Raw genomic sequence first — 667 nt, 5'->3', positions numbered from 1 at the left:
CCGCCATCCCACAGAAACCCCGCTTTTGCTTTGGCCGTTGCTCTGGCCGCTGCGGGTGCCGGGCGCCGCCCGGCCGATACCCCTCCCCCGGCCGGGCTGGCAGAATAGGTGTCTCTGCCGTAATCCGAAGCCGACGATGCGCCTCTCCCAGTTCCACCTGCACACCACCAAGGAAACCCCCAGCGACGCCGAGCTGACCAGCCACCGGCTGATGCTGCGCGCGGGCATGATCCGCAAGCTCGCGTCCGGCCTCTACACCTGGTCGCCGCTGGGCCTGCGCGTGCTGCGCAAGGTCGAACGCATCGTCCGCGAGGAAATGGACCGCGCCGGTGCCGTCGAATTCCAGATTCCGACCATCCAGCCGAAGGAACTGTGGGAGCAGACCGGCCGCTGGCAGAAGTTCGGCCCGCAGCTGCTGAAGATCAAGGACCGCAAGGAACAGACCTTCTGCTACAGCCCCACCGCTGAAGAAGCGGCCTGCGATTTCGCGCGCAGCGAACTGTCCAGCTACAAGCAGCTGCCGGTGAACTTCTACCAGATCCAGACCAAGTTCCGCGACGAGATCCGTCCGCGCTTCGGTGTGATGCGTGCGCGCGAGTTCCTGATGAAGGACGCCTACTCGTTCCACCTGCACGACGAAGACCTCGTGCGTGAGTACGAAAACATG

At 64.6% G+C, this 667-nt stretch carries 1 protein-coding gene; it reads left to right on the top strand.

From position 1 onward, the window contains the following. Window positions 1-136: 136 nt before the first annotated feature. Window positions 137-667 (top strand): aminoacyl--tRNA ligase-related protein (locus DBR20_RS23305; protein ID WP_308812619.1); only part of this gene is annotated, 531 nt, incomplete at its 3' end.

Origin of the sequence: Stenotrophomonas sp. HMWF023, assembly GCF_003060985.1 — a bacterium.
Lineage (GTDB): Bacteria > Pseudomonadota > Gammaproteobacteria > Xanthomonadales > Xanthomonadaceae > Stenotrophomonas > Stenotrophomonas lactitubi.
Note: the sequence above shows the minus strand (reverse complement) of the source record. Positions and strands in the feature narration are given on the sequence as shown.